Genomic DNA, 255 nt, shown 5'->3' with positions numbered 1-255 from the left:
CCATGTTCAGCAGCACCTGGCGCATCTCATAGGGGCCGAAGGGGCCGTTGGTGGACTTCAGCACGTACTGGCCGTTGGCCGGGCGGGTCAGGAAGATGTAGTAGGCGCCGTTGCGCTTGTACATCCGTGACCCTTCCAGGGTGCCCACGCTGGAGGGGGTGGAGAACACCTGCTGGCTGCGGACTTCGGTCTTTCCGTCGGCCGACAGCTGGGCCACGCTGATGTTGGTGTTGCCGTAGGAGACGTACATCGTGT

At 63.1% G+C, this 255-nt stretch carries 1 protein-coding gene; it reads right to left on the bottom strand.

What is annotated here, in order from left to right; translation table 11 throughout:
* Nucleotides 1-255: hypothetical protein (locus QSK36_RS43360; protein WP_502883477.1), on the bottom strand; the 255-nt coding region annotated here is incomplete at both ends.

Origin of the sequence: Microbispora sp. NBRC 16548 (assembly GCF_030268985.1) — a bacterium.
In the GTDB taxonomy this organism is placed as follows: domain Bacteria; phylum Actinomycetota; class Actinomycetes; order Streptosporangiales; family Streptosporangiaceae; genus Microbispora; species Microbispora catharanthi.
The sequence above is the reverse complement of the archived record's forward strand: the minus strand, read 5'-3'. Positions and strand labels throughout refer to the sequence as shown.